The sequence below is a fragment of the uncultured Bacteroides sp. genome (genome assembly GCF_958445495.1).
Classification (GTDB): domain Bacteria; phylum Bacteroidota; class Bacteroidia; order Bacteroidales; family Bacteroidaceae; genus Bacteroides.
Window position 1 is genome coordinate 1 of the sequence record NZ_CAUCSQ010000061.1, and the last position, 22,511, is coordinate 22,511.

At 47.8% G+C, this 22,511-nt stretch carries 20 protein-coding genes and 1 riboswitch; of the genes, 8 read left to right on the forward strand and 12 right to left on the reverse strand.

All coding sequences use genetic code 11. The features are described from left to right. Positions 1 to 11: 11 nt before the first annotated feature. A complete protein-coding gene (locus Q5076_RS15585; protein WP_303014527.1) occupies positions 12 to 836 on the reverse strand; it encodes a hypothetical protein in 825 nt (274 codons plus the stop codon). A 189-nt stretch (positions 837 to 1,025) separates the two neighbouring features. Between Q5076_RS15585 and Q5076_RS15590 the strand changes: the two genes are divergently transcribed. The 3 genes from Q5076_RS15590 to Q5076_RS15600 all read left to right on the forward strand — a co-directional run bounded on the left by Q5076_RS15590 (position 1,026) and on the right by Q5076_RS15600 (position 4,372). After that, complete coding sequence (locus tag Q5076_RS15590) at positions 1,026 to 2,372, forward strand: DUF5690 family protein (RefSeq protein WP_303014528.1); 1,347 nt, start codon at positions 1,026 to 1,028, stop codon at positions 2,370 to 2,372. 69 nt (positions 2,373 to 2,441) lie between these two features. Beyond that, a complete protein-coding gene (gene phnX, locus Q5076_RS15595; protein WP_303014529.1) occupies positions 2,442 to 3,230 on the forward strand; it encodes a phosphonoacetaldehyde hydrolase in 789 nt (262 codons plus the stop codon). 53 nt (positions 3,231 to 3,283) lie between these two features. Then, positions 3,284 to 4,372 carry a 2-aminoethylphosphonate--pyruvate transaminase gene (locus Q5076_RS15600; protein WP_303014530.1) on the forward strand — a complete coding sequence of 363 codons (1,089 nt, stop codon included), beginning with the start codon at positions 3,284 to 3,286 and terminating at the stop codon, positions 4,370 to 4,372. Positions 4,373 to 4,610: 238 nt separating this feature from the next. On the opposite strand, the gene Q5076_RS15605 is transcribed toward Q5076_RS15600, so the two are convergent. The 3 genes from Q5076_RS15605 to Q5076_RS15615 form a co-directional block, all read right to left on the reverse strand. After that, complete coding sequence (locus Q5076_RS15605; RefSeq protein WP_303014545.1) at positions 4,611 to 6,020, reverse strand: MFS transporter; 1,410 nt, start codon at positions 6,018 to 6,020, stop codon at positions 4,611 to 4,613. A 217-nt stretch (positions 6,021 to 6,237) separates the two neighbouring features. After that, a complete protein-coding gene (nrdG, locus tag Q5076_RS15610) occupies positions 6,238 to 6,696 on the reverse strand; it encodes an anaerobic ribonucleoside-triphosphate reductase activating protein (protein ID WP_303014547.1) in 459 nt (152 codons plus the stop codon). 24 nt (positions 6,697 to 6,720) lie between these two features. Then, positions 6,721 to 9,114 carry an anaerobic ribonucleoside triphosphate reductase gene (locus Q5076_RS15615; RefSeq protein ID WP_303014531.1) on the reverse strand — a complete coding sequence of 798 codons (2,394 nt, stop codon included), beginning with the start codon at positions 9,112 to 9,114 and terminating at the stop codon, positions 6,721 to 6,723. A 34-nt stretch (positions 9,115 to 9,148) separates the two neighbouring features. Further along, positions 9,149 to 9,335: riboswitch (cobalamin riboswitch) on the reverse strand. Positions 9,336 to 9,566: 231 nt separating this feature from the next. Between Q5076_RS15615 and Q5076_RS15620 the strand changes: the two genes are divergently transcribed. Continuing rightward, on the forward strand, positions 9,567 to 10,217 hold the full coding sequence (locus Q5076_RS15620; protein WP_303014532.1) for a hypothetical protein: 651 nt from the start codon (positions 9,567 to 9,569) through the stop codon (positions 10,215 to 10,217). Between the two features lie 293 nt (positions 10,218 to 10,510). Here Q5076_RS15620 and Q5076_RS15625 read toward each other — a convergent pair whose 3' ends face one another. Continuing rightward, the gene (locus tag Q5076_RS15625; RefSeq protein WP_303014533.1) at positions 10,511 to 11,329 is read right to left on the reverse strand and encodes a hypothetical protein; all 819 of its coding nucleotides are present in this window, start codon (positions 11,327 to 11,329) and stop codon (positions 10,511 to 10,513) included. A 111-nt stretch (positions 11,330 to 11,440) separates the two neighbouring features. On the opposite strand from Q5076_RS15625, the gene Q5076_RS15630 reads away from it, so the two are divergent. Beyond that, positions 11,441 to 11,662, forward strand: coding sequence for a hypothetical protein (locus Q5076_RS15630; RefSeq protein WP_303014534.1), 222 nt, complete (start codon positions 11,441 to 11,443; stop codon positions 11,660 to 11,662). A gap of 304 nt (positions 11,663 to 11,966) precedes the next feature. On the opposite strand, the gene Q5076_RS15635 is transcribed toward Q5076_RS15630, so the two are convergent. The 4 genes from Q5076_RS15635 to Q5076_RS15650 form a co-directional block, all read right to left on the reverse strand. Then, entirely contained in the window at positions 11,967 to 12,062 is a 96-nt protein-coding gene (locus tag Q5076_RS15635) for a smalltalk protein (RefSeq protein ID WP_303014535.1), read from the reverse strand. Between the two features lie 195 nt (positions 12,063 to 12,257). Further along, a complete protein-coding gene (locus tag Q5076_RS15640) occupies positions 12,258 to 12,797 on the reverse strand; it encodes an N-acetylmuramoyl-L-alanine amidase (RefSeq protein WP_368389387.1) in 540 nt (179 codons plus the stop codon). Positions 12,798 to 12,839: 42 nt separating this feature from the next. Beyond that, complete coding sequence (locus Q5076_RS15645; RefSeq protein WP_303014537.1) at positions 12,840 to 13,331, reverse strand: HU family DNA-binding protein; 492 nt, start codon at positions 13,329 to 13,331, stop codon at positions 12,840 to 12,842. A gap of 542 nt (positions 13,332 to 13,873) precedes the next feature. Next, on the reverse strand, positions 13,874 to 14,956 hold the full coding sequence (locus Q5076_RS15650; RefSeq protein ID WP_303014538.1) for a YhcG family protein: 1,083 nt from the start codon (positions 14,954 to 14,956) through the stop codon (positions 13,874 to 13,876). Positions 14,957 to 15,117: 161 nt separating this feature from the next. On the opposite strand from Q5076_RS15650, the gene Q5076_RS15655 reads away from it, so the two are divergent. Beyond that, entirely contained in the window at positions 15,118 to 15,354 is a 237-nt protein-coding gene (locus Q5076_RS15655) for a DUF4248 domain-containing protein (protein ID WP_368389386.1), read from the forward strand. A 312-nt stretch (positions 15,355 to 15,666) separates the two neighbouring features. Here the strand turns inward: Q5076_RS15655 and Q5076_RS15660 are convergent, their stop codons facing one another. Both Q5076_RS15660 and Q5076_RS15665 read right to left on the reverse strand, forming a co-directional pair. Next, a complete protein-coding gene (locus Q5076_RS15660) occupies positions 15,667 to 18,585 on the reverse strand; it encodes a DUF3987 domain-containing protein (RefSeq protein ID WP_303014540.1) in 2,919 nt (972 codons plus the stop codon). 498 nt (positions 18,586 to 19,083) lie between these two features. Beyond that, on the reverse strand, positions 19,084 to 19,734 hold the full coding sequence (locus Q5076_RS15665) for a hemolysin III family protein (RefSeq protein WP_303014541.1): 651 nt from the start codon (positions 19,732 to 19,734) through the stop codon (positions 19,084 to 19,086). Between the two features lie 85 nt (positions 19,735 to 19,819). Here Q5076_RS15665 and Q5076_RS15670 point away from each other — a divergent pair, with 85 nt between their 5' ends. Continuing rightward, complete coding sequence (locus tag Q5076_RS15670) at positions 19,820 to 20,146, forward strand: hypothetical protein (protein ID WP_303014542.1); 327 nt, start codon at positions 19,820 to 19,822, stop codon at positions 20,144 to 20,146. Between the two features lie 126 nt (positions 20,147 to 20,272). On the opposite strand, the gene Q5076_RS15675 is transcribed toward Q5076_RS15670, so the two are convergent. Beyond that, positions 20,273 to 21,172: a diaminopimelate dehydrogenase gene (locus Q5076_RS15675; RefSeq protein WP_303014543.1), complete on the reverse strand. Its 900-nt coding sequence runs from the start codon at positions 21,170 to 21,172 to the stop codon at positions 20,273 to 20,275. 440 nt (positions 21,173 to 21,612) lie between these two features. On the opposite strand from Q5076_RS15675, the gene ruvA reads away from it, so the two are divergent. After that, on the forward strand, positions 21,613 to 22,218 hold the full coding sequence (gene ruvA / locus Q5076_RS15680; protein ID WP_303014544.1) for a Holliday junction branch migration protein RuvA: 606 nt from the start codon (positions 21,613 to 21,615) through the stop codon (positions 22,216 to 22,218). The last annotated feature ends 293 nt before the right edge of the window (positions 22,219 to 22,511 follow it).

Genomic DNA, 22,511 nt, shown 5'->3' on the forward strand with positions numbered 1-22,511 from the left:
ATTTTCGCTAATCACCAAATTTTCAAGTACTTACAATTCGTCGAACTCACGTTATAATTATAATACGCCTCCAGTTCCGGTGTCAGTTCCGCTTTCGGGACCAGTTTCCCCTCCATCTCCAGAAACCGGTTCAGGTCCGTGCTGTCCGACTGTTTGACAAATACGATGCGGCGTGCAATGGGATTATGGTTGTAGTCCAGACAGAGATATAGCCCCTTCAGCATGTTTGGAAATTCATAGTGCGGCAATTGCAGGTAAATCGTAACCAAGGCGAATTGCGGCGAGTCCCGTTCGTTGAACATCAAGTACGAATTCTGGTGATTGCTGATGATTCCCCCTCCCCAGTGTACGGATTTATATGCATTAATCATGCCGACCTTTACATATTCGTTATTGTCGGAAGCCCCGATAAGATAAGGTTCGATTTTCAGACTGTCCGTAGAAGAAGAAAGACTGTAACTAAGGTAAGTGCCGCTGTAATTGAACACATCCTGCACAGACTCCTTCATCCTCTTTCCGAGCAACCTGATAAACGGGTTCCCGTTCTCCGTTTCATTCTGCTGCTCCGGTTCCATTTCCGAGAGAAGCAGCTTCATCGAGCTTACATTGTTCAGCAAGCGTTTCTTCGAGACATTGTTCACCAGCGCCAGAGCATCGTCCAGAGCCTCCTCCTGCGTGTGGGTTTTCAGTAAGTCGATGTACGCGGGCAGCACGCTGGAGTACAATGCCGACAACACGCTTGGCGCCATGTCCACCCGGTCGGCAATCTCTTTCATTTTCACTCCGTTGTTACGCAAGTACTCGATTCTCTTGTAGATTTCCGTAAGTTCATCCATGATTTTAGAAGTTACCAATTGAATTCCGTTGCAAAGGAATGACTAAAGTATTATGATTTTGTTGCATGAATATTACATTAATATTTCAGCGCCTCCAAAGACGTAAATATACGATATGATTTATTGAAATTCATTTTTTTCCCCGCCGGTGTGCCCTACTTTTGCGGCGGAAACAAAAAACGATGTTATATGGATTTCAAAGAAAAACTGTCGCCTTCAGTTCAGAAAAAACTGTCCGATTTAATCTTCATCCTCTATGCGGGAGGAGCGGCATTGCTGTCCTACTCATTAGTATATGCGCTCCGCAAGCCCTTCACCGCCGCCACGTTTGACGGGATGGAGCTGTTCGGCATGGATTATAAGATAGCGACAAGTATCATCCAGATATTCGGATATATGGTATCCAAGTTTATCGGGATAAAACTCATTTCCGAACTGAAGAGAGAAGGCCGCCTGAAATTCATTCTTGTCTCCATAGGGGTTGCCGAACTCTCTTTAGTTCTTTTCGGATGCCTTCCCCGCCCGTTTAACGTGCTGGCGTTGTTCTTCAACGGACTCTCGTTAGGATGCATGTGGGGCGTGATTTTCAGCTTTCTCGAAGGCCGCCGGGTGACAGACCTGCTCGCTTCCCTTTTCGGTCTGAGCATCGCCGTCAGCAGCGGGACAGCCAAGTCCATCGGGCTCTATGTAGTCAATACACTGGGCGTCAGTGAATTCTGGATGCCCGCATTGATTGGTGCAGTCGCTTTGCCCCTGTTGGCAGGACTGGGATACATTCTCGACCATCTTCCCAAGCCCACTGCCGAAGACAAGGCACAGCGTGTCGAACGGGTGACGCTGGACAAACAACAGCGGTGGGAACTGTTCCGCAGCTTCGCCCCCGTGCTGACACTGCTTTTCTTTGCCAACCTCTTCCTGACCGTGTTGCAAGACGTCAAAGAAGACTTCCTGGTGAAAATCATTGATGTAAATGCCGCCGGGCTCTCCTCCTGGGTATTTGCCAAGGTAGACGGCGTAGTAACCCTCATCATCCTGGCGGTCTTTGCCACGCTAGCCCTGGTGAAAAGCCATATCAAAGTACTTTCAACCCTGCTGGCGCTCGTGATTGCAGGAGCGGTGACCCTCAGCTTCGTAGCCCTCAACTACCACACCCTGCAGCTCTCCCCGCTGGTGTGGCTGTTCATCCAGAGCCTCTGCCTCTATTTCTCCTACCTGAGTTTCCAGACCATCTTCTTCGACCGGTTCATCGCCTGTTTCCGGATTAAGGGAAATGTCGGATTCTTCATCGCGATGGTCGATTCCATCGGCTATACAGGTACGGTGCTGGTACTGGTTTTCAAAGAATGCTTCAATCCGGATTTGAACTGGCTGGAATTTTACAATACGATGGCAGGCACGGTAGGCATTGTCTGTTGCTTCGCCTTTACCGTTTCTCTGATATACCTGATACAACGCTACCGGAAAGGAAAACAACCGGCGGTACGCGGCAACGGAGAGTCCGCCTGCCCTGTACCCTCCCTCGCCTCCTCCTGTTGAAGGCAAGGGCAGGACAGAATCGGAACGTGAAAATGAAATTATAAATAAACAATTTATATAGGAACAAGAATGAAAAAGATTGAATGTGTAATTTTTGATTGGGCAGGCACAGTGGTCGATTACGGATGTTTCGCCCCCGTTGCCGCCTTTGTAGAGAGTTTTCAAGCGATAGGCGTTCCGGTGACGCCGGCTGAGACACGCGCTTACATGGGATTGACGAAAGTAGAAGAAATCCGCGCGTTATTTAATTTAGAACGTGTGAGCAATGAATTCCAGAGCAAGTATGGGCGCCCGTACAATGAGAATGACGTGCAGGAACGTTATGAGGCATTTCAGCAAATCCTGTTTGCCACGTTGAAAGAATACTCCGAACCGATACCGGGCGTAGTCCCTACCGTAGAAAAGTTACGTGCCGCAGGCATCAAAATCGGTTCGACCACCGGATACACCCGTAAAATGATGGACATCGTCATTCCGGCAGCCGGTGAAAAAGGATACCGCACAGACTATTGCGCAACCTCGGATTCGCTTCCGGCAGGCCGTCCCGCACCCTACATGATATTCGAGAATATGACGAAACTGGGCGTTCCCAGCCTCGACTCAGTTATAAAAGTAGGAGATACGATTGCCGATATAAAAGAAGGCGTCAATGCCAAAGTATGCAGCGTAGGCGTCGTTCTCGGCAGCAACGAAATGGGGCTGACGGAAGCGGAGACCAAAGCGATGCCCGCCTCCGAGCTGGAAGCGCGCATCGGCGCAGTCAGAGAAAGAATGCTGGCGGCAGGCGCCTCCTACGTGATACGTACGATGGAAGAGCTGCCCGCACTGATTGAAAAGATAAATTCCGAAAATCAATAACCCCTTATTCAACCCGTAATATTATTATTCAACTAAAAAAAGAAGATATTGTCATGAAACCCTATTTATTATTAACTCCCGGACCACTCACCACTTCAGATACAGTAAAAGAAACCATGATGACCGACTGGTGCACTTGGGACGAAGACTACAATCTCGGCATTGTCCAGGAATTGCGTAAAGAACTGGTAAATATCGCCACAAGCAATACCGGAGACTATACTTCCGTGCTCCTGCAGGGAAGCGGCACATATTGCGTGGAAGCCGTGATAGGCGCCACCATTACCCAGAGAGACAAACTCCTGATTTGCAGCAACGGAGCCTATGGCGACCGTATGGGCAACATCGCCGAATATTACCACCTCGACTATGACATGCTGGCATTTGAAGAGACAGAACAAGTCTCCGTAGAATACCTGGACGACTACCTGAGCAACAATTCCGATGTCACCCACGTCGCCTTTGTCCATTGCGAGACAACCACCGGCATCCTGAACCCCATCAAAGAACTGTCCCACATCGTCAAGATGCACGGTAAAAAACTCATCGTAGACTGCATGAGCAGTTTCGGAGGCATTCCGTTAGACGTAAGCGAGTTAGGCATCGACTTCCTGATTAGCAGTTCCAACAAATGCATCCAGGGCGTACCGGGATTCGGATTCATCATAGCCCGCCGTTCAGAACTGATGCGTTGCAAAGGCGTAGCCCGTTCCCTTTCCCTGGACATCTACGACCAGTGGGAAACGATGGAAAAAGGAAATGGAAAATGGCGTTTCACTTCCCCCACCCATGTTGTCCGCGCCTTCAAGCAAGCGTTGTCCGAGCTGAATGAAGAAGGAGGCGTCGAAGCCCGCTACAAGCGCTACTGTGAAAACCACCAGGTCCTGGTAGACGGCATGCGCTCGCTCGGATTCCGGACATTGCTTGACGACGACATCCAGTCGCCCATCATCACCTCCTTCCTTTACCCGCATAAAGACTTTGACTTCAAGACATTCTATCAGGCATTGAAGAGCAAGGGATTCGTCATTTATCCGGGCAAGATATCGAAGGCAGATACCTTCCGTATCGGAAATATCGGCGACGTCCATCCGGAAGACTTCCGCCGGTTGGTAGAAGTAATCCGGGAAACCGAATATTGATAAACAAAGAACCACGGAAACCGGATTTGTTTCCGACAGGGGTTATCCGAAAAATGAACAGCCTCCGGGAGTCAGGCATAAAACTCCGGGAGCACGGTTCAGAATCGGGTAGCCCCTTGTCGTTCCTTGACAGGCATGCAGGCTGTAAACTTCTGACTTGAAAAGCCGGCTTTCCGGACATCCCCCCATGCGGTTACCCGTAAGCGGCATCAAGCCTCCCTTATCCCTTATACAGCCGTCATTCCGTTTTCCTGTTCAAGGCGGAAGGCTGTGACAGGCGCAAACTGCTCACGATGGCGGCAACGGCGGCAAAGCAACTCCCGGCTATCAGACAGGCGGCAGTGCTTCTGGCGGGAGCGATGAAGCTGAAAAGCAGTGCGACAAGAGTCGTTCCGGAAGTCTGTCCCAGCAGGCGTGCCATCCCCAGCATGCCGCTCGCCCCTCCCGAACGTTGCGGCGGGGCGGAAGAAATAATCGTGCTGTTGTTCGGCGTCTGGAACAAACCGAACCCCGCACCGCAAAGCATCAGACGCAGGATAATGCTGATTTCCGAAGATTCGGCAGTCAGAGAAGAAAGAGAGAACAAGCCCGCGGCAAACAAGACCATGCCCACGCTCCCCAATATTCCGGGATGAATACGCTCCACGAGATACCCCGCCAGCGGAGCCGTCACCAACGTAGCCAGCGGCCACGGAGTCAGCAAAAGCCCCGTCATCACCTCGCTGTGCCCTAACGTATTCTGGAGGAAAAACGGCAACGCCACCATCGCAGACATCTGGGCGATAAACGAACAGATGGAAGTCAGGATAGACAGCCGGAAAATCGGTATCCGCAATAAGTCGAGAGGCAACAGCGGCGTAGTCTGGGCAAGCTGCCGGCGGACATAGTAAGTCCCCGCCACCGCCAGCACGATAAGCTGGACAAACAGGAAATCCATCTTCTCATGATGGGCAAACCCGTCCAGCGTATAAATCAGCAGCCCGAAAGTAACCGCGTTGGCTATGGCGCTGATAACATCGAATTTCCGCTTGCTGTGTTCCTCCTGCCTGGGCAGATGCTTCAAGCCCAGTGCCAGTGCGGTAATCCCCAAAGGCACATTGATGGCGAACAGCCAATGCCAACTGGCAACAGACAAGATACCGCTGGCCACCGAAGGACCGGCGGCTGCGGAAATCGCCACCACCATAGCGTTAATCCCCATGCCCCGTCCCAGTTGGCTTTTCGGATAAATATACCGCAGTTGCGCAGTATTCACGCTCGTGATTGCCGATGCGCTGAATCCCTGGAAGATACGCGCTACGGTCAGCGTCCAGAACGAGTCGGACAAGGCACAGACCAGCGAAGTGACGCAAAACAGGCCGATGCCCGAAAGAAACACCTTCCGGTATCCGATAATCTCCCCCAAAGCGGAAAAAGACAACAAAGAGACGACAATCGCCAATTGATACCCGTTGATAATCCACGTCGTCGCGGCAGGCGAAGTGCCGAAATCATGCGAAAGGGTAGGGAGTACGATATTGATAATGTTAATATCCAATACCGACATGCAAAGAGCGAACCCGACGGACACCACCGCCCAGATACGCCGGGGCATCGGTAATCCGTCGGGCACGTTCGTCTGGGCGGCAGGGACGGCAGTTTGTTTCATCATAAAAACGATTCTTCAAGAGTTGGTTTAAGGGCATTTTCACCAATCAGGCAAGTACGCCCTCCTGTAAAAAAAGCAATCAGTCCGTAAAGGTAAACAAAACCCGTCCCGACGTGTTTTTGTTTTCTTTGAAAAATAAGTTTTTTTAGCGCATCCGCATCGTCCGGCTGCACCCGCGTGAAAGCAATGCCGGCCTTCCCATACGGGAAACAAACAGTCACCTCAGTTTCAGAATCCGCTGGTTGCTACTTCCCCGGAACTCCAGGTAAGGAGAAAAGAGCGATTGGTCGAAACGTCCGTCCACCAGCACGTCCACATAAGCAAGAATTGCGCTCAAACGGGCCTGTTTCAGGATTTCTTCATACGTATAACCCGTGTAGCACCATATATTCATTCCCGTCTCCTCCTTTATCCTTCTGACAAGAGGCAGAAATGCCTCCGGGTTGTAAAAAGGGTCCCCGCCGGAAAAAGTAACCCCGTCCAGCAACGGGTTCGCCTTGATTTCCCGGATAACAGACTCTATTTTCTCCTCCGTCAGCACCTCGCCCGCGTCCGGATTCCAGCTCTCCGGGTTGTGGCAACCGGGACAATGGTGCGAGCATCCGGCAAGATAAATCGAATACCGGATACCCTCGCCGTCCACAATCGTTTCGGGATACGTCCCCAATAAATGCAATGCCATCGATTAGCTCCCGGCTGTTTACAGATGTTTCACACGGTCTTTCTCTTCTGCCCGCTTGGCAGAATTCCAGGAACTCAGGTCGCCCGTCAGATAACCGGTGATACGGCGCATGCGGAGAATATTCTCACCCTGGCATACGGGGCATTTGTCAAAGATAACTCCTTTGTAGCCGCAACTGTGACACGTATCCACCGGATGATTGATAGAACCGTATCCGATGCCCTCGTCATGCATCACCTTCACGATTTTTGCGATGGCACGTACATTCTTCTGAGCCTCCCCGTCGAGTTCCACATACGTGATATGCCCGCCGCGCGTGATGGCGTGGAAAGGAGCCTCCCTCTTGATTTTCTCGACGATGCCGATAGGCTCTTTCACATCCACATGGAAAGAATTGACATAATAATCCCTGTCCGTCACCCCCGGAATCTTGCCGAATTTGCGGCGGTCCATTTTGGTGAAACGTCCTGAAAGCCCTTCGGCGGGAGTAGCCAGCACCGAGTAATTCAAGTTATATTTCGCCTTGTATTCGTCCACCACCTTGTTCATCTCCATGACAGCCTCATACAGCGTGTCCCAGGCCTTCTGGCAATGCCCGTGACCCTCCCCGTAAAGAGCGACCATCGCATTGTGCCCGCCGATAAACCCGATGCCCAGCGTACCGCTGCGGAGCACGTCGCCCACTTGTTCGTTCGGGTTCAGCGCGCCCCCGCCTTTCCACACGTCGTTGCCCATCATGAAAGGGAACTGGCGCGCCAGGGCAGTGCGCTGGTACTGATAACGCTCGTAAAGCTGGTCGGCAACCAAAACAGCCATATTCCGTACGGATTCCAGGAAAATCTCCTTCGCTTTCAGCTCGATGGCGTCCTTCTTGCGTTCATCCTCGATGAGGCTCTCCGCCTTGATACGCGCTTCGATAGCCAGGCGCGGCATGTTCAACGTCGTAAACGAAAGATTGCCGCGTCCCAGGGAAGATTTCTCGCCCGCCACATTCTCGAATACGCGCGTGCGGCAACCCATCGTCGCCAACTCGTAAACATAACGTTTCGGGTCATCCGCTTTCCACTTCTCATTCTTGTTGAAAGGCGTATCCAGAAACATGAAGTTCGGGAAAAGAGCCTTCGAAGTCGTCTGGCAGGCTTTCAGCAGCAAGTCAAAGTTGGGAGCCTCATACGTAGCCTTCATCGCCTCCTCGAAATTATCCGTCTTCATCGCCTTTTCGAAATCTTTCTCCGAATAAGAAACCCCGTCTTTCACCTTGAATATCTGAATCGGGAACACAGGAACCTCGCCGCGTGTCCCCAAGCCCTCAATCGTAGCCTTCAACAGCTCCTCGATAACCATGCGTCCCTCGGCGGAAGTGTCCGTACCGTAATTGATAGAGCTGAACACCACCTGGTTGCCCCCGCGTGAGTGCATCGTGTTCAAGTTATGGATAAAACCCTCCATCGCCTGATGCGTATCTTTCTGTGTCTGCTGGTACGCCTTATCGATGATGCGTGCCAGATGCTCCTTGTCGATGTTGATTTGAAGGGCTATCAGGGCGATGCGCAACGTCTCCCGTTCCCGCTCGCCGGATTTGATAGACGGAAGATATTCCTTGATTAACGTGCGGATAGCCTTCTCGTCCGCCTGCGTCCCGTTCTCCATCGCCACGTAAAAGTTGATGAACGACGCCAGATGCTTGCGGAATGATTTGGCGACCCCTTTTGCCATGAAGAAATCGAAAGCGGGAATCGCCTGTCCCCCGTGCTGCTCGTTCTGGTTCGTCTGGAAAATGATGGTAGCCAGCGTCGCATAGCTCTGTATGCTCTGCGGCGTGCGGATACTCCCGTTTTTGGTGCGGAAACCGCGTTCAAACAAATCATCCATGTCATACTGGATGCAAGTCGTCGTCTTGGTCGGGTAATAATCCAAGTCATGGATATGGATATCTCCCATCTGGTGTGCCTCTGCGAAACGCTTGGGCAGCAAATATTTATAAGTATAATCCTTCGTCACCTCCGAAGCGAAAGTCATCATCTGTCCGGCGGGAGTATGGCTGCTCATGTTGGCGTTGCTCAAGTTCACGTCATTCTTGTCGATAGCCACGATGCCGTCCATCACATGCTTCATCTGGGTTTTCTTGTCCCGTTCCGTATTCCGCCATTCGCGGTAGATGATATACTTCTTGGCAACTTCCGGCCGTACCTTCATCAATTCCTTTTCCACCAAATCCTGAATCTCCTCTACCGTAATCGTAGGGGTTGCGAATTGGCTGATAACATTCATGGTGATGTCGGCAATCAATTGCTGTTCATCCTCAATACCCGTTGCACTGAATGCCTTGCTGATTGCATTCTTGATTTTGCTGATAGAGAAGTCCTCTCTTTTACCATCCCGTTTGATGATACAAATTTCCGCGTAGTTCATAACTTTAACTCCCGAAAGTGTTAGACATTAATAATATGGTTCATTCGATTCCGGCAGGTCTTCTGACTTATCCCTCCCCCGCAACACCTTCCCACACCATCCGGCGCAGTGGCATATCGTGCGGATTCACAGAGAATTACAGCAGCGGGTACTGTCGCCGATTTGCACAGCGTTCCCTCATTGACTAAACCTCTTTTAGCTCCGAAAACGGATACAAAGATAGGAGATATTCCGATACCCCGGTTCGCTTTTAACATTAAATTTCGGGAAACTTTTCTTTCTCGCTGATACAGAAAGTTTTCCAAAACGGAAAACTTTTAAGAAATAATTTTGCATAAAGTGTTTGGTTTCTCCGTGGATTAATTGTTTAAAAAGAATATAGGAATCGGCTCCCGGTATGTATAAGCGACAGTTTATGTGTATATAATATTGAATTTAAAACATATTAGAATATGGATGAACTAAAAGAGCAAGTGACGGTTTCACTTATTCCCGTGTCGCGTGTCCGTCTGTATGGTTTGAGAGACCTGGAACAGATGTTAGACAGTTTTTATGGTTTTTATAATCGTGAGGTGAATGAACCTTATCTGGTTCAGGAACAGAAAACCCTTGTCCGGGTTGTCAAGTTGATAACTTTCCAGTTGCAGGACAAGTCCATGCCTGCCGGAACGCAAGAAAGCGTGTCCGGCTTGAAGTGCGGTCATTTCAGGTTCGTGCTGCCGGAGCGGAAACCTTTCAGTGTTGTTGCCCGCACTTCCTGTTTGCAACAATTGGAAGAGTATTTGACGCAGTTCTTTATCCTGTTTGAGTGCCGGTCAACGGGCATTCCTTATTCGATAACCGAACGGCAGGTCCTCAGGAGGATTAAAAAGCAGCTTGTCCACCAGCTTAAAGGTACGGACAAGTATCGGATGTTCAAGAAGAAATCCCCGTCTCATGCAGGGAAGATTACCCCGGCGGAGATGCTGGAACTCCGGAATCAGCAAAAAGACGAGAAACTCTTGGGAGTAGCCTGCGGGCGAATCACTAAAATTAATCCGCATTCGGAAAAGTACAAAGCTTTGAAAGAAGAACAGCTTCGGAAAATCCGGGAGATGGATTAAGATTAGGAAAGAGAAAAAGAACAGGCGGACGAAGGCGTTTCGCTTTCCGTCCGCCTGTTCTTTTGTCTGATACGTATTTGTATTAAGACATCATTCCCATTTCGGATTTAAAGGGTTACGGACTGTGCAATATCGGATTTTCCGTTTTGTGTTACGAATCTGAAATCTTCTTCCGAAAGCAACTTCTTAATTTCCTGTTTTTATCAAATAGTCTTCGGGTAAAACTCTTCAAGTAAATCAGTTGCAAATTTAGTGTATTCCTATGTTCCCGCATATATCCGTATTGCCTAGGGTTACCTTCGCACAGAAAAACTCTGATTTTTTTCTATTTCCGTCTTGCTTGCCGGGAAATGGCATTTGTCGGGTTCGCCGCGGATTTTACAGGTAATCATCGGTTTGGTTTCCGACTTCCAGCCGGTGGCTGTCGTCCTGTTCACGTTTGTCGTCCTGTTCACGTTTGTCGTCCTGTTCACGTCTGTCGCTCTGTTCACGTCTGTCGTCCTGTTCACGTCTGTCGCGCTGTTTACGTCTGTCACCCTGTTTACGTCTGTCACCCTGTTCACGTCTGTCACGCCGTTCATGTCTGTTGTACTGTTCATGTCTGTTGCACTGTTCGCGTCTGTCGCATTTTTCACGTCTGTCGCACTGTTTACCTCTGTCGTACCGTTCATGTCTGTCGCATTGTTCCCGTCTGTTGTACTGTTCCCGTCTGTTGTACTGTTCATGTCTGTCGTCCTGTTTCCGCCTGTCGTCCTGTTCCCGCCTGTCGCGCCGTTCATGTCTGTTGTCCTGTTCACGTCTGTCGCACGGATGCCGCCTGTGGTGTACCTCAGGGCGATGGGCAGGGTGAATGATGCCGTTTTCATTTCATAGAGGAGGATACGGATACCAGCTCTACTGCGGGCGTAGTCCATTCCTTCCGGCATTCTTTTGAACAGGGTAGTGGCTTTCGGGGATACCGGATAGAAAGAGGGGGCTTTGCCGACGTTGTTGTAAATCGGGTTGAAGTCTTGGGCAGACACTTTCGGTATGTATGAGAAAATGCCCAGTAGGCAAAGTAGGGCATATATCCGCCAAGGGACATTTACCAAAAAACTGTTTTTTCTTTTCATATTTTCGTTTGATTGTTTTGAAAAACGGATGTTTTTAAGTCCGTTTTTGTTAGTTTATTAATTGGTCTTAATTGCTTTTTGTTGATTTTCAAATAGTTATCCGGTTATTTGATGGCTTGTTTTTTTGTTGATAGTTTAATCAATCCGGCTTGTCGGTGGCTTGATGGCTTGTTTTTTGTTGATAGTTTAATCAATCCGGCTTGTCGGTGGCTTGATGGCTTGTTTTTTGTTGATAGTTTAATCAGTCCGGCTTGTCAGCGGCTTGATGGCTTGTTTTTTGTTGATAGTTTAATCAATCCGGTTTGTCAGCGGCTTGATGGCTTGTTTTTTTGATAGTTTAATCAATCCAGCTTGTCAGTGGTTTGATGGCTTGTTTTTTGTTAATAATCGAATCAATCAGGCCTGTCGGCAGTTTAATTAACCGCTTTGTCAATTGTTTTATCAGTCGGTTCGTTAACGCCTAGTCAGCCGGTCTTTTACTTGATTTCTTTATCGGTTTCAGCAGCCTTTCATGAAAATTGGAATATGGTTTGTTATCGGTTTGTCATTGATAGTTGTTTTAAATAATGAAACGGCATACAAATGCAGGAGTATGCTCATTTCCATGCCGTTTTCATTTCTTACTATCTCGCTTTCCTTACAGGTTCATTGCATTAGCTCCTAATACGCCTGCTACTGCCGAAGCCACTGCGATGACTACTTTCAGAATCATATCCCAAAGGGATTTTCTCATTGCCATAACTTTACACACCTCCTTTCCGACTCTTTAAATGGTTTAATCATTTCTTGAAATTTATTTTCCTGAAAACTTTTCTTCCGGAGAATCTTTTCCGGGGAACTTTTTCGTAGAACCTTTTTGAGGAACTTTTTTTATGAAAACTTTTCCTTAAAAAAGTGGTTGAAACAACTTTATCCCGGCCGATAATTCTTATTCTTCAGAAAGCCCTTTTTTGAGGGGAAGTCCTTCTTCACTTGGGATTTGTTCTTCTCCTGAAGCTTGCTCTTTGCCTGAAGATTTCTTTTTACCTGAAAATTCCTCTTTCACCTCGAAGCAGGGGCACGCTTTAATCCACTCTTCCGGTTCAATTTCTCCGTTTCCGTTCCTGTCGGGTGACAAGTCCCGGTGACCGCATACCCGGCTGCCGGGAAATTTCTCCATCAGTTGTTTCACCAGAAGCCGTAGCATTGCCCGTTGTTCGGGGGTGCGGGTGTCTGACGGGCGTCCCCGATAGTCCAGTCCGCCTTCGTAACAGATACCTATCGAGCAGGCGTTGAAACCTTTCACATGCGCCCCGATACGCTCAATCGGCCGGGTGAGATGAACCGTTCCGTCCTTGCGGATGTAATAGTGATAACCTGTCCCGTTGAATCCGCGGCGCCGGTGCTGTAAATCCAGGTCGTCCGGTGTGAGCGTTTTGTCCTCCCGCGTGGCGGAACAATGAATCACGATTAAGTCAATCTTTCTCATCATGGAGCTTGTTGATTGTCCGTTACCTGTATGCCCGCCGGGTTATAGCGACGGGTCCGGGGCTTCGCCGTTATCGCCGCCCGGATTCGGGTCGGGAGTTTCTGCCGGTTTGTCCGTACCGTTCTTGTCAGCCTCGCTGCCTTCGGGTTTGTACTTGCTGTATTCCAGCGTTTTCAGTGCATTCTTGATTTCCTTGCCGGGGCGGAACCGGACACGGGCGCCTTTAATCAATCCTTCTTTCACATCTTTGGGAATGAACGCTCCCGAACTCCGGAGGGTGACATAGAATGAGCCAAGGTCGCCGAGGCGGACAATTTCGGCTTTCTTGAAACTTTCTATCATTTCCGTCTGGAGCGCACGCAATACACAGACCACGTCTGCCCAGTTCACGGTACTCGAACGCTGGATGCGTTCCGCCATCTCGTCGATATCTATCTCGCCGCTCGACTTGGCAAGGGCGTAATACATATCCGGCTTTTCCTTGTCCAGCATGTTTTTGCGAAGCACGCTGGTGAATGAAAATACTTTTGCCATAATTCCTTTTTTAATGATAATTGTTTTACAATAATTTTAATCGGCAATCCTAAAACGGCACTCTTTAGCCGGCAATCCTTAAAAATGAGTTTTTAAAATCCTAGTCTTTAAATAATTGTTCCTTAAACGGTTATCTTTTTGCTGGAAGGCTGACGAAAACCTTTGAACACTGATTTCTAAACACTAATCTTTAAATACTCAATCTAAAAACGCTGATTTTGAATGATAATCCAGGATTATTGATTTGTTCCGTCATAAGTGGTTCCTTGCTTATGACATTACGAAGATACGGCAATGGGAAAGGGCGATGTCCGTATTTGTCCGCAGATGTCCGGCAATGTCTTTTTTTGTCGGATAATGTCTGTATCGGGAGGGTGTGCAGAACTTATCCCTCCCGTCAGGCATACATAAAAAAATCCCCTGATACGGAACGGTTTTTATGACCGTACTTGCATCAGGGAATGAATTATAGCCTTTGAAGGCTTGGGACTGGAAAATATGTGAGACTCTGTACTTTGTTTTTTTATTCTTAATCTTTGTCTTTATTCTTTATCGTTGCTTTCCAGCAACTCTTTGCTTAACTTGTCTTCCAGTTCTTCAATGCTGGGGAGACTGGATTTAATTTCTTTCGGCAGCATTTGTCCCAGTTCGTAGTCCGAGATTCCTATCGGTTTGTTTACGTCCCGTAAGGCGTATTCTGCCATTATCCGGTCTTTGTTTTGGCAGAGCAGTAATCCGATTGTCGGGTTGTCTCCTTCCCTGCAAAGCGTATCGTCCACAGCCGAACAGTAGAAATTCAGTTTCCCGATGTATTCTGGCTGGAATTCCCCTCTTTTCAGTTCGACAACCAGGTATCTGTGCATGAATGGGTTGTACATCAGAATGTCGATATAGAAATCTTTCCCTGAAACTTCAATGTGATATTGTCTGCCCATAAAAGCGAAACCTGCACCCATCCGGACAAGGAATTTCTCGATGTGTTTAATCAGCCCGGCTTCTATATCCCTTTCGTCATATTCCTCGGTGAAAGTGAGCATGTCGAAAATATAAGGGTCTTTCAGGGTTTCTTTTACCTGTTTAGCTTGTATTTCGGGGAGGGTAGTATCGAAATTGTTGGCTAATGCTCCGTGGACATTATAATAATCCAACTTGATTGCTTCAACAAGAAAATCTCTGCTCCATCCGTTCTTTATGCATTGAATCATGTACCAATAACGGGCTTTGATGTCTTTTGTGCGTTGCATTAGGACTATATTATGCGACCAGTTTAGTTTACTGACCGGTAATGTCGTTTCGCTATCGTTCAAATACGAAACGGCCCGTTTCGTATTTGTAAGTTGCTGGTTGTATTCTTTATAGAACTGTATCATGAATTGGCAGTTTCTCACGGAGAAACCTTTCATTTTGGGATAATCATTCTTCAAATCATTGGCTAGCTGTTCCAACGCATTATTTCCCCAACCTATTTGCTTCTGGCTTTCGGATAGCAGTTTGCCGATGTCCCAATACATAAGGAGCATTTCTTCGTTAGCTGTATAAATAGCCTTTTTTTGGGCGAGCAGTACTCTTGATTTGACTTGTTGAAGTAGAGTGGCGTAACTGAATTTTTCGTTTTGGATTTCCATTATTTTTGTTTTGTTTCTGTAAAGATACTGATAATTATCGGGGATATGGCATTAATTTCCATATTTGTTTTTATTTATTTGAATATTCTATCTCTTTATTTGACAGTTAGACAGAAAATAACTATCTTTATATCATTGTATAATGCCGATAAATAACAGTAATGGATATAATGAAAGAAGAGAAAAATTTTGAATTAAGGGCTTATGACAAGGTTGAACTGGCATTGCTCTACTGCCCCGGCCGTTCGGAAGAGACGGCGATGAAAACGCTGACGCGGTGGATTAATCAGTGCAGCCCGTTGGTACAGGCATTGGCGGCTGTCGGATACAATTTGCGCCGGCATCGTTTCCTGCGTCAGGAGGTGGAACAGATAGTCAGGTATCTGGGGGAGCCTTGAGGAAAACGGGAAATAACGGGAAGTAAAAAATGAAGTACTTCTCCCTTCGTCTTTCAGTACATCTTTTGGCTTGAGTCTGTACTTGGTTGGTCCGGTTGCCGTACTTCACTTTACTGGTTCTACTACTTGACTGCTATAAGTCAGGTACTTGTTTTCTGTTTTATAGATATTCTTTTCGTTCTGCAGATGGTATTCTATCTGTTTTACCGATATTCCTTTCGTTCCACAGACGATATTTTCATTTCATTTTTTGTTCGATATTTATACTGTTCTCACCGGTATATTCCGCTGTCATTGCTGCCAACTGACACTTTACGCTTGTTTATCAGTGATTTTTTTTATCTTCTTATACACACCTCCTTGATTTTCAAGGTAATTAAGCTCTGTGAATCTTTTCAGATATCTGCATGTGCTTCTTTCGCAAATCCCTTTTGTCAGTGCTTTGTCCTTGACCTCTTTGTAAGTAAAAGTGGCGGGCAGCTCGTTGATGACGGAGCGAATCTGGAAATATAGTTTTAACGGTTTGGGCTTTATCTCGTCTTTCAGTAGCGAAGAGGAGAGCAGCAGGCTGTGGGTGACGGTGGCATGTACTATCTGCATCGCCGTGTGGAAATCTTCGTCCGTACAGGTGTATTCATTCATCTGTATGCCGCTTTCGAACTTGCGTACGGATGTGAGGATGGCGGCTATGCGGACAGCCATCAGTGAGGCGCGGAGTACGATGTCGCCTGGAGCGTTGGCCTGTTCGCTGGTGACTTCGTTGAGCAGGAGGTCGAAGTAGGACGTATGCTCTTTCCATTGGCGGTCGGTCAGCTTGACTTCTGTGGGTGACTCGCGGAAAAATAGGAACATGTCCAGTACCTGCCGGTTCAGCCTTTTGTAGAGGGTGATGTAATCTTCCTGCCCTTTGATAGGGGCTGCCGAACGGTATTTCCACTGTGCCGCACACGTATAGATGAGGAAACGGCCGTAAAGCCCGTTGTCCGTGGAACGGATGAAAGCCGGAAGCTGGTTGGGAGTGCCGGACAGGCAAAGTGCCAGGCGGGGAGTCTCGGCGCAGATGATTTGCCTGTCGGTCTTGTAGTCCGTGGCTGCCGGTTCGTGTTGGAAGGCGGCCCGGAATACGTCGTCGTGTTTTCCGTAATCCTGCTTCATCGCGCCGGAAATCATATCCAGTTCGGTGGCGTTGATGATGAGCCCAAGGTCGGCATTGATTTTCAAGCGGTTGATAATCTGGTTTTTCGAGGTGTTGGGAGCGCCGCAGAGGTAATGGTATTCAGGCTCTTCGGGCATGGAGTCGGATGACGGATTCACGGGTTGTTCTCCTTGGGCTGGTTGCCATCTGTTTCCTGAATACCGGTCTTTGCCCGGTTGCTGCCCGTTTCGTGAGTATTGGTCTTTGTCCGGTTGCCGTTCGTTTCCTGTGTATTGGTCTTTGTCCGGTTGCTGTTCGTTTCCTGAATATTGGTCTTTGCCCGGTTGCTGTTCGTTTCCTGTGTATTGGTCTTTCTCCGTATATTGCTCGTTTCCGAGATATTGCCCGTTTTCCGAATGTTGCTCTTTCCCGGAAGATTGTCTTTTCGGGGGATATTGTCCTTTTCTCGAATATCCTTTTCCCGAATATTGGCGATGATTTTCTTCCCAGATTCTTAGTTCGTGTTCATAAGCTTCTTTTTTACGTTTGTTTTCTTCTTTTAGATAGTTGTTGATACCTTCCGGCAGCATTCCCGCCAGGCTGAGAAGTCCTTTCCCCGAAGCGGGCGGGGCAATCACCAGCAGATAGAGGTGCGGGCTGAAAGGACGCTGGTCGAAGATGATGCGTACCTTCGGCAGGCAACCGCTCAGGTTGATGAGTATGCCCAGGAGCAGGATGTCTTGTTCGCGCTTGTTGCGGGCGGGGCGTAAAGCCTCTGTCAGGAAGTTGGGCAGATGGGAGAAGATTCCTTCGGGAATGTAGGGAGAGGAGCCGCGTATCTCTTCATTTTTTATGGACAAATCCTCTTCTTCTTCCGGGAGATTTTCCCTGGAAACGGGCGCAGAAGTGTCAGTTGTCAGCCGTGTCAGCGGATTGGCTGCGTTCTGCAGGTTGTATGATAGGTTAACGTATTGATAACCAGCAGATAAATCTTTTTGAAGTTCCTGGAGGGTGTAGCCGTTTCCCACGATTTGGGCTGACATAACAGATGTTAATTTTTCTAGTTCTTCTTTGGAAAATCCTTTACGGCGTGCGCTTCTTCCCAGGGCGAGCATGGACTCGTGCCGGTTTCCTTTTTGCCAAGGGTGGTACTGGAAAAAGGTGTGGATGAATGTTTCGATGTATCCGTAGGCTTCGGTAGGGGGCGGAATGGGGGAGAATCTGCCGTTACCGGTGTTGGAGGGAGCATTGCCGGTGTTGAAAGGAGCATTACCGGTGTTGGAGGAAGCATTACCGGCATTAGCGGCCGTATTGTCTTTTTGGAAGGAGGCATTATTGGCGTTGGAGGAAACATCACCAGTGTTGGCGGTTGTATTGCCTTCATTGAAAGGAGCGTTATCAGCGTCGAAAGGAATGCTATCTGTGTTGACAGCAGCATTGCCTGCATTGAAGGGGGCATTGACGAGTTGTCTTAGAGAAGGGTCTGTTGCCAGCTCTTCTCGCCAGGGGTACAGTTCGGGAGCGGGATTGTAATAGGCATCGGGGTCCCATACGCAGGAGCAGGGTTGGGTGATGCGGGCGCACTGGCCGTCACAGGGATGTCCGGCGATACGTTCCAGTGTTTGCCGGCAGATGGCATAGGCCAGGGGATATTCTCCGGGGGTGTTGACGTCCAGATAGACGATGACTTTCAACCCTTCGCCGGAAATGCTTTTATGCATGTAGGTGACGTAGGGGAGGCGGCAGAGAAGGGTTTTGATTTCGGAAGTCCGCTGGTCGCAATGGTCCAGGTCGTACATGGCGAGACCGTTCATCTTTTCCAGGTTGGCGGCTGCATGGCTGCAATGGGGGCGGCAGATACCTTCGATGACGACGGCGGGCATCGACCCTTTGGTCTTTTTGGCATCGTTCTCCCGGCCGGGACAGCCTTTCAGCTTTCGGTACGATTCGGTTTTGGACTTCCATAGAGAGCTTGTCTCCTGCTGGTAAAGCTCATGAAGGGTGATGACGGTGGAGTCTTTGCTCCATAGGTTGTTGAAAAAAGAAAAAGAAAATTGCATGTTGCAGGAATGCAACGGCGAATCAGTTGTTTTCATACTATCTTGTTTTTTTATACAATATGTCATTTGAAATAAAGAAAAGAAGATAGTAGCGGGAATGAACACGCATAGAATAGTCTATTCCTTAAATCGGGAGACAAAAGTAGGGAATGTGTAAGGAAGTGTGAAATGTTAAAAAATAGACGGGACGGTTTTATGGGAGGGGACTTGCTTTTCCGGGCCAGGTTCTTATTCTTTCGTGCTGGTTTCGATGTCATGATTGGTAAAAGGCATGTTTGCTGTGGTTCCTGCGGTTTTTCCTTTATTGCCTTTTCAAATAAGGCTTCGTTAATTTTTAACCTAACAAATCTGAATGTTAACAAACTGGTCTGTTCTATTAAACCGTGTTATAAATTGCTTCGGTTTGCCTCGGAAATTTGGAGAAATGCGGAAACTCCGTATCTTTGCACTGTGTTTTTCATAGTATTAGATTTAAGGTTAATAGAAGATTGGCTGTCTGGGATAGATAGCCTTTTTTTGTATCTGTCTCTGTCGTTACAGAATCATCCGGATAGCGACGATATGTCCGATGCTTCCTCCCAGGCAGAACAGGTGGAAAACGGCATGCATGTAGGGTTTTCTCAGCGAATAGAATATTGCGCCTGCGATGTAGGAGATTCCTCCTCCCACCAGCCACCAGAAAGCGGGCGTGGCGTGTATTGACGCCAGATGGCTCATTAGGGGTTTCATGGCAATCAGGATGCTGGCTCCCATCGCTACGTAGCAGCAGGTTTCGAGATGGCTGTGTTCTTTCAGTTTTTTGAAGCTGAGGATGAAACCTGTGAGGGCGGATAGCCAGACGAAGGTGAAAATCCCCCATCCCCATCCGCCGGCGTTTCTCAGGACGAGCAGCGTGAAAGGTGTGTAGGTTCCTGCAATGTGGAGGTAGATGGCTCCGTGGTCGAATTTCCGCAACAGTTCTTTCAATTTTCCCGGACGGCTGCCGTGATACCATGTGGAACTGATATAGGAGGAAAGCATGCCTGCCAGGTAGACGGACACGCTGATGGTTGCCCACTGCGGCTCGGTATTTGTGGAGGCTTCCTTCAACAAAAAATATCCTGCGACGATTCCAAGCAGGATTCCCGCTCCGTGGCTGAATGTATTTGCCCGTTCTTCTCCGTTGCTATATCGTTTATTTCTCAAAATCTCTTTTTTATGGTTTGTAATGCGTGCAAAGGTAATGTAATTTTTGTGTTTTCAGGCAGATATGTTTGAAGAATGCTTGTTTATGGGTACGGTTGAAGAATGCCTGTTTATTGGTATGGTTGAGAATGTTCGTTTATTGGTATGTTTGAAGAATGCTTGTTTATTTGTATGGTTGGAGAATGCCCGTTTATTTGTACGGTTGAAGAATGCCCCGTTTATTGGTATGTTTGAAGAATGTTTGTTTATTTGTACGGTTGAAGAATGCTCGTTTATGGGAATGGTTGAGAATATTCGTTTATGGGTGTGGTTGAAGAATGCCCCGTTTATCGGTACGGTTGAGAATACTCGTTTGTCGGAACAGTTGGGAAAAAAAGTGCCCGAAATAATTGGAAAGGTATGGAAAGTATAAAATAAAGGCTGACCGGAAAGTTATCGGGATACATCATCAACGATGATAATCCTGACTTTCCCGTCAGCCCTTTTTCCTATGTTATACCGGTTTATATATAATGGTATGCCGGTAATTATTGATGGCTTATACCAGATGTCCTATCCATTCTTCACGCTCACCCGGAAGGAGGTCGATTACCGGAATTTCTACCATCGTGTAGCAACCCGGTTGCTGTTTCATAGCAGCGCGAGCCACACAAACGAGGACTTGTGCAGTCAGCGCGGGGTTGTTAATCTTCATGTTGAATTCGAACAGTTGGTTTTGGGTTTTGCCCGATACGCCTTTGCGGGTCAGGTTTACGCCGTGTCCCATGTCAAGCAGTGCGTCCACGCTCGGAACAAGTTTCACGTGTGTTTCGTCATTCACGAAATAGGGGTCTGCTTTGATGGCGGCGGCTACTTCTTCAAATTTGTATCCGTCTTTCAGTTCGATATATACCATGCGGCGGTGAATGCCTGTTCCTGTCGGGATAGTCATAGACAGGGCGGCTTTCACTCCGTCAACAGCTTTCACGGCTACCGTATGTCCCATACTCATTCCCGGACCGAAGTTGGTGTAAGTGATTCCTTTCGGGGCGATGGCTTCAAGCAGGGTGCGGACGATGGAATCGCTTCCTGGGTCCCAGCCTGCGGAAATGATGGATACGGCCTTGTGTTCTTTGGCGGTTGCATCCAGCGTGCGGCGTAAGTCTACGATACCTGTATGAATATCGAAACTGTCTACCGTATTGATTCCCATAGCCAGATATTCTTTTGCATATTTCTCAACACTGCGGGTAGGAGTGCAAAGTATGGCGACCTCTACCCCTTCCAGTTCTTTTATATCCTTTACGACTGCGTATTTTGCCAATTCTTCCGGCTTGTTCTCTGCTCCTGCACGACGGACAACTCCGGCTATCTCAAAATCCGGTGCAGCTTGAAGCGCATCAAGTACATAATGACCGATGTTGCCATAACCAACGATGGCGGCTCTTACTTTTTTCATCTTTTATTGGTTTTTAGTGAACAAATTTCTTTATTTTGCCTGCAAAAGTAAACATTTTACTACTAACTTTGGTTCGATTCCTTTATTATTTTTTAATTTTTTCACCAGATAAGGGGGAGGGCTATGGAAAAGTTTGCTTTTATATGACGGGTTGCAAGGGGTAGCGGGGATGGAAACAGATGCAATGACTGATGTAGCGGGAGATTGGTTGCCGTCCTCCACCCGTTAAAGGTTTATCTTCCAGTCGTAAAGTCTGTCTTCCTGTTGCAAGGTTTATCTTTCATTCGTAAAGTTTGTCCTTCCGTTGTAAGGTTTATCTTTCAGCCATAAATCCTCCAACCATGTTTTTTCATATTGTACCGTTATCCTGCTTCTTTGTGTACAGAATCCATGCAAATCTTTCCGAACTATGCGGGATTTGTTTTATCTTTGTTCTCGTTATGATAGAATATGTTAGAGGCGAGCTTGCCGAACTCAGTCCGGCAACCGCGGTAATTGATTGTAATGGCGTAGGGTATGCGGCCAATATATCTTTGAATACTTACTCGGCTATTCAGGGAAAGAAAGTCTGCAAATTATACATTTATGAGGCTATTCGTGAAGATGCTTATGTCTTGTACGGGTTTGCCGACAAGCAGGAACGGGAAATATTTTTACTGCTTATTTCTGTTTCGGGTATCGGGGGAAATACGGCGCGTATGATTCTTTCCGCTCTTTCTCCGGCGGAATTGGTTAATGTTATCAGTGCTGAAAATGCGAATCTGTTGAAGACGGTAAAAGGAATCGGATTGAAGACGGCGCAACGTATTATTGTGGAGTTGAAGGATAAGATAAAAACGATGGGGGCGGTTGCCGTGGGAGGAGGAGCTTCTGCCGGAATGTTGCTGCGACCTGCCAATGCCGAGGTGCAGGAAGAGGCGGTTGCCGCTTTAACGATGCTGGGGTTTGCTGCGGCGCCTTCGCAAAAAGTTGTTCTGGCTATTTTGAAAGAAGAACCGGATGCTCCGGTAGAAAAAGTTATCAAATTGGCTTTGAAAAGACTGTGACGGGAAAAGCGGAAAGGCTTTATCATAGTAGGACAGGACGGTTACCGGAAGAACGGGACGTGATGAAGGGTAGAACAGGTGTTGTAAATGGCAGGTGTTTCCAGTAAAAAAAGAAGGTGAAGCGTGAAGTTACAAATAGCGGTAGAGGCGTTTCGGATAACCGGATGCTTCCAGTAAACGGATATAGGAGACTGGAGTTGTAAATAATGGAATAATCCATCGTGATAAACAGAATGCCTTCTTTGCAATCAACGGAATACCTCCCTTGCGATAAACAGAATGCTTTCTTTGCA

What these genes read in the sequence shown, in the direction of transcription:
- Q5076_RS15650 (WP_303014538.1), bottom strand. Translation starts at nt 14,956, where the DNA reads ATGGAAATCCAAAACGAAAAATTCAGTTACGCCACTCTACTTCAACAA.
- Q5076_RS15645 (WP_303014537.1), bottom strand. Translation starts at nt 13,331, where the DNA reads ATGGCAAAAGTATTTTCATTCACCAGCGTGCTTCGCAAAAACATGCTG.
- Q5076_RS15640 (WP_368389387.1), bottom strand. Translation starts at nt 12,797, where the DNA reads ATGAGAAAGATTGACTTAATCGTGATTCATTGTTCCGCCACGCGGGAG.
- Q5076_RS15620 (WP_303014532.1), top strand. Translation starts at nt 9,567, where the DNA reads ATGGATGAACTAAAAGAGCAAGTGACGGTTTCACTTATTCCCGTGTCG.
- Q5076_RS15630 (WP_303014534.1), top strand. Translation starts at nt 11,441, where the DNA reads ATGGCTTGTTTTTTTGTTGATAGTTTAATCAATCCGGCTTGTCGGTGG.
- Q5076_RS15670 (WP_303014542.1), top strand. Translation starts at nt 19,820, where the DNA reads ATGGGTACGGTTGAAGAATGCCTGTTTATTGGTATGGTTGAGAATGTT.
- Q5076_RS15605 (WP_303014545.1), bottom strand. Translation starts at nt 6,020, where the DNA reads ATGAAACAAACTGCCGTCCCTGCCGCCCAGACGAACGTGCCCGACGGA.
- Q5076_RS15660 (WP_303014540.1), bottom strand. Translation starts at nt 18,585, where the DNA reads ATGAAAACAACTGATTCGCCGTTGCATTCCTGCAACATGCAATTTTCT.
- Q5076_RS15600 (WP_303014530.1), top strand. Translation starts at nt 3,284, where the DNA reads ATGAAACCCTATTTATTATTAACTCCCGGACCACTCACCACTTCAGAT.
- ruvA (WP_303014544.1), top strand. Translation starts at nt 21,613, where the DNA reads ATGATAGAATATGTTAGAGGCGAGCTTGCCGAACTCAGTCCGGCAACC.
- Q5076_RS15585 (WP_303014527.1), bottom strand. Translation starts at nt 836, where the DNA reads ATGGATGAACTTACGGAAATCTACAAGAGAATCGAGTACTTGCGTAAC.
- Q5076_RS15675 (WP_303014543.1), bottom strand. Translation starts at nt 21,172, where the DNA reads ATGAAAAAAGTAAGAGCCGCCATCGTTGGTTATGGCAACATCGGTCAT.
- Q5076_RS15625 (WP_303014533.1), bottom strand. Translation starts at nt 11,329, where the DNA reads ATGAAAAGAAAAAACAGTTTTTTGGTAAATGTCCCTTGGCGGATATAT.
- Q5076_RS15590 (WP_303014528.1), top strand. Translation starts at nt 1,026, where the DNA reads ATGGATTTCAAAGAAAAACTGTCGCCTTCAGTTCAGAAAAAACTGTCC.
- Q5076_RS15655 (WP_368389386.1), top strand. Translation starts at nt 15,118, where the DNA reads ATGGATATAATGAAAGAAGAGAAAAATTTTGAATTAAGGGCTTATGAC.
- phnX (WP_303014529.1), top strand. Translation starts at nt 2,442, where the DNA reads ATGAAAAAGATTGAATGTGTAATTTTTGATTGGGCAGGCACAGTGGTC.
- Q5076_RS15635 (WP_303014535.1), bottom strand. Translation starts at nt 12,062, where the DNA reads ATGAGAAAATCCCTTTGGGATATGATTCTGAAAGTAGTCATCGCAGTG.
- Q5076_RS15615 (WP_303014531.1), bottom strand. Translation starts at nt 9,114, where the DNA reads ATGAACTACGCGGAAATTTGTATCATCAAACGGGATGGTAAAAGAGAG.